Consider the following 4,411-nt stretch of genomic DNA (forward strand, 5'->3'; position numbering starts at 1 on the left):
GCGCAAGCCCCAGGAAGGAGAGGGCGCAAGCCCCAGGAAGGAGAGGGCGCAAGCCCCAGGAAGGAGAGGGCGCAAGCCGCAGGAAGGAGAGGGCGCAAGCCTTGCGCCCCTACTACAAAAGCCCCTTGCTTGCTAAATATTGCTGGTAATTGCCGCAACTGGACAGGTGGGAATACATTGTTCACAAACTATACAACGCATTTGTATAAATTTGAGTTGAAAAGTGTTTTTATCTAAAATTAATGCTTCTGTAGGACAAACTCCAGTACATAACCCACAGTCAACACAGTTTTCTTCATCAATGGTAATTTCGCCTCTAGCTACAGTAACTTCAATATCTTGGGATTTCATCCATTCAATCGCACTCTCTAATTCGTCCACTACTCCAGATAATTCTAAAACTAAAGTGCCAACTTGGTTAGGAGTTACTTGTGCCCTGATAATGTTTGAAGCAACATTGAAGTCTTTTGCTAAACGATAGGTTATTGGCATTTGGATCATGGTTTGAGCGAAAGTTAGGGTTACTCTTTTTTTCATCTTGCTACTAAAATGTTAATTAATGTTAAATTAATGAAAAGATAAATTCCTATGGAAGAGAAACAAAAGATAGTTAATTTTGACTTTGAGCGGATTAGAAATCTGGTGATAGCATTGGTAGCTATTATTCTCAGTGTAGCTATTTTTTTAGGTAGCCAAAGTAGTAATAGTTCTTCTTCTCTTGCTTCTCAAGTTGCAGAATCTATAGACTTAGAAACAGCTTTGACAGACGACAAACCAACCCTAGTAGAATTTTATGCTGATTGGTGTACAACTTGTCAGGCAATGGCGCCAGATTTAGCGGCAATTAAGGAGAAGTATAGAGAAGATGTTGATTTTGTGATGCTCAATGTAGATAATCGTAAATGGTTACCAGAGGTTTTACGCTATCGTGTCGATGGTATTCCCCATTTTGTCTTTCTCAATAGTCAAGGTGAGGAGATCGCCGAAACTATTGGGGAACAACCTCGTCCCTATTTAGAGGCTAATTTAGATGCTTTGATCGCTAATTCTCCTCTACCCTATTCTAATGCTTTTGGTGAAACTTCTCAAATTTCTCCTACTCTAGAGAGTAATAGGAAATCGCCAGATGATCCTCGTAGTCATGGGCAAACTCAATCCTAATCAACTACTCTTGGCGACGAACATTTAAACAACACCATTGTCCTCGTTTCCAAATAGTTGATACATTCCAACCATACTCTTCTAGAGTATGTGCTACTGCTTCGATTTGATCCAATACTAACCCACTAAATATTCCCCAAGTTTCTGGTTTTGCTAGGTCAGTTATTCTGGGGATTAACTCAATAATTACATCGGCTAGTATATTACATATTATTCCATCTACCTTAGTTTCTGTGAGCTTTGCTAAATTAGAGACACTTCCCTTAGTAATAATCATTTGTTCGGGGGTAATCTTATTTAAGTCACAGTTTTCTTTTGCACTTTCTACTGCTAGGGGATCTAAATCAACGGCATAAACCCTAGTAGCGCCCAACAAGATTGATGCAATTCCTAAAATTCCTGAACCACAGCCGATGTCTACAATCACAGTTTCTTTGGTAGGGCGACTAAAAAAGTGCATTTCTAGAGACTCTATACATAACTGAGTGGTGGGGTGATCTCCTGTGCCAAAAGCGGCGCCGGGGTCTAGACGTAAAATCATTCTGTCTTCGATTGATTCGGGTGTTAACCAAGCGGGGCAAACTAAAAAGCGATCGCCAATCAACTGACTTTTCCAGTGTTGTTTCCATACCTCTTGCCAATCTTGGTCAGGAAGTAATTCCCAGGCTGTTATTGGTGGGGAAAAGCCTTCAATAAAGGCATATTCTTCTAGCCATTTGGCGATCGCTCCTAAATCCAGGGGATTTATTTCTGATTCTAATTGATAAGCGCGTAGGAGTAAAAATTCTCCCTTCACCTCAGTAACTGTGCCACTAAAGCCATATTTTTGTAAATTCCAAAATATTAACTCTTCTAGTTGAGGATCACAGAGAATTTTTATTTCCCACCAACTCTTAGTCATGTTTTCCCTTTGATGTTATAGCTTAACGGTGTAAGCATCACTAATTCCTGATACTTTCGTAATCTCTGATAATAATCCTTCTGGTAGAGGATCATCTAGACTTAGGACCATTACAGCATCTCCTCGAACGATTTTACGTCCCACTTGCATACTAGCAATATTTACATTGAAGCTGCCTAGGAGAGAGCCTATTCTACCTATTATCCCTGGCATATCTCTATGGAGGGTAAATAGCATATAGTTGCTTGGGGGCACATTTACTGGAAATCCGTCTAAATCAGTAATTCTAATTTCTCCGTTTCCTAACAAAGATCCCGTTACCGAGTGTTCTCCGTTTGAGCCGTGAGCTTCTAAATGTAGTGAACCCGTATAGTCTTGTATTGAGTCATCGCGAGTATCACTAATTTTGATGCCTCGTTCTTTTGCTTCTATTATGGCATTTACATAATTAACTCTTTCTTGTAATGCTTGAGAAAGTAGTCCTTTTACTGAAGCTGTGACAATTGGTTGACTTTGGTTAGAGGCTAATTTTCCCTGTAATTTAACGTTTAGATGGTTTATTCCCCCTCCTGCTAGTTGCCCTACTAAATTTCCTAGAGTTTCTGCCAATTGTAAATAGGGACGTAGTTTTTCCATTACTTGGGGTGTTAATCCGGGAATATTTACTGCTGAACGAGCTGGCAATCCTAGCAAGACATCTCTAATCTGTTCAGCTACGTCAATAGCTACATTTACTTGAGCTTCGCTAGTAGATGCACCTAAATGGGGTGTTAGAATTACTTTTTTTTCTATGCCTCTAAGTTTTGATTCCCCTAAAGGTTCTTCTTCAAATACATCTAAAGCAGCCCCGGCGATTTTATCTGTCATCAAGGCTTCTGCGAGGGCCTCTTCATCGATTATTCCGCCACGGGAGCAGTTAATAATGCGGGTTGTGGGTTTCATTGTACTCAAAGCCTCAGCATTAATTAGATGTTTTGTTTCTGGAGTTTTGGGTACATGGAGGGTAATGTAGTCAGATTCGCTGAATAATAAGTTTAAGTCTACTAGGTTGCAACCTAATTGAGCGGCTCTTTCTTGGGATATATATGGGTCATAGGCTAAAATTTTCATACCCATAGCTTTGGCTGCTGTAGCTACATGGGAGCCTATTTTGCCTAAGCCTACTACTCCTAAGGTTTTTTTATAGACTTCTGAACCCATAAATTTACTTCTTTCCCACTTGTTGGCTTTAACAGAAGCGTGGGCATCGGGTATACAGCGGGATAGGGAGAGCATCATCGCTAGGGCGTGTTCTGCGGCAGCGATTGTATTTCCTTCTGGTGAATTAACTACTACTATGCCTTGACGGGTTGCCGCAGGTACATCTATGTTATCAACTCCTACGCCAGCTCTACCAATAATTTTGAGGTTACGAGCGGCTTCAATAACTGGTTTGGTTACTTTAGTACCGGAGCGTACCATGATAGCGTCGTATTCGGGGATGATTTCTGTTAATTCTTCTGGGGAGAGACCTGTTTTTACATCAACTTGAGCAACTTGTGCCAGAATATCAAGACCTGCTTGGTCCACGCGATCGCCTACTAAAACTTTGACCATAGTTTTTATCCAATAATAACTTTTTTATAATGATACAGTTAGCTGAAGCTTTAACAATTAATTCTAAGGCTTAAAATATCATAAAACGGTATATAAATAACAAGAATATGAATTATCTAATCGCTGTCTTTCCTAATCGTATCGCTGCTGAAGAGGCTTATACTGCCTTAGAAAAGGCTGATATCCCTGAGTCACAAATTGGTATTGTGGGTAAAGGTTATCAGACTGCTTCAGAGTTTGGTTTAATAGATCCCAATGAAAAGGCCAAAGCTGGTGCAATTCGCATGGCTTATTGGTTAGTTCCCTTTGGGTTTGCGGCAGGTTACGTGTTTAATGATTTGACTAAAATTTATCTTTTCCCGGCAGTTGGAGATATTGTTAATCATCTATTCGGTGGCTTATTGGGAGCTATTGCTGGGGCTATGGGCAGTTTTTTTGTCGGTGGTGGTGTTGGCATTGCTGTAGGCAGTGGTGATGATTTGGTTTATCAAAATCGCCTGAATGAAGGTAAGTATTTAGTGGTGATTGGCGGATCTACTCCCATTCAAAACCAAGGGAAAATAATTCTCGCTGGCTTCAATCCAGAAATACTCTCATTTCGTAGTTAAAATTTCGTAGGCGGCGCGATGTACTAGAGAATGACGTTGTACTAGTGATTTCTCATCTGGAGAATAGCCGCCGCCAATTACACAGGCAACGGGGCTAAATACAGTTGAAAAATATTTACTCATTACTGCTAAAACTTGCTCATTT

At 40.4% G+C, this 4,411-nt stretch carries 5 protein-coding genes; 2 read left to right on the forward strand and 3 right to left on the reverse strand.

Going from position 1 to position 4,411, the window contains the following annotated elements; all coding sequences use genetic code 11:
* Nucleotides 1–132: 132 nt before the first annotated feature.
* Nucleotides 133–537, reverse strand: coding sequence for an NIL domain-containing protein (locus tag MW688_RS01385; protein ID WP_486734116.1), 405 nt, complete (start codon nucleotides 535–537; stop codon nucleotides 133–135).
* A 51-nt stretch (nucleotides 538–588) separates the two neighbouring features.
* Between MW688_RS01385 and MW688_RS01390 the strand changes: the two genes are divergently transcribed.
* Nucleotides 589–1,161 (forward strand): thioredoxin family protein, encoded by a 573-nt coding sequence (locus tag MW688_RS01390; RefSeq protein ID WP_486734117.1) that lies wholly within the window; start codon nucleotides 589–591, stop codon nucleotides 1,159–1,161.
* Between the two features lie 4 nt (nucleotides 1,162–1,165).
* Here the strand turns inward: MW688_RS01390 and prmA are convergent, their stop codons facing one another.
* Together prmA and serA are read right to left on the reverse strand one after the other, a co-directional pair.
* Complete coding sequence (gene prmA / locus MW688_RS01395) at nucleotides 1,166–2,062, reverse strand: 50S ribosomal protein L11 methyltransferase (protein WP_486734118.1); 897 nt, start codon at nucleotides 2,060–2,062, stop codon at nucleotides 1,166–1,168.
* Between the two features lie 15 nt (nucleotides 2,063–2,077).
* Nucleotides 2,078–3,658 carry a phosphoglycerate dehydrogenase gene (gene serA / locus MW688_RS01400; RefSeq protein WP_486734119.1) on the reverse strand — a complete coding sequence of 527 codons (1,581 nt, stop codon included), beginning with the start codon at nucleotides 3,656–3,658 and terminating at the stop codon, nucleotides 2,078–2,080.
* 107 nt (nucleotides 3,659–3,765) lie between these two features.
* Here serA and MW688_RS01405 point away from each other — a divergent pair, with 107 nt between their 5' ends.
* A complete protein-coding gene (locus MW688_RS01405) occupies nucleotides 3,766–4,266 on the forward strand; it encodes a hypothetical protein (protein WP_486734120.1) in 501 nt (166 codons plus the stop codon).
* Nucleotides 4,267–4,411: the final 145 nt, after the last annotated feature.

The organism is Johannesbaptistia floridana (genome assembly GCF_057440575.1).

Bases quoted from the DNA above. Each gene is read 5' to 3' on its own strand.
- MW688_RS01385 (WP_486734116.1), bottom strand. From the start codon at position 537: ATGAAAAAAAGAGTAACCCTAACTTTCGCTCAAACCATGATCCAAATG.
- MW688_RS01390 (WP_486734117.1), top strand. From the start codon at position 589: ATGGAAGAGAAACAAAAGATAGTTAATTTTGACTTTGAGCGGATTAGA.
- prmA (WP_486734118.1), bottom strand. From the start codon at position 2,062: ATGACTAAGAGTTGGTGGGAAATAAAAATTCTCTGTGATCCTCAACTA.
- serA (WP_486734119.1), bottom strand. From the start codon at position 3,658: ATGGTCAAAGTTTTAGTAGGCGATCGCGTGGACCAAGCAGGTCTTGAT.
- MW688_RS01405 (WP_486734120.1), top strand. From the start codon at position 3,766: ATGAATTATCTAATCGCTGTCTTTCCTAATCGTATCGCTGCTGAAGAG.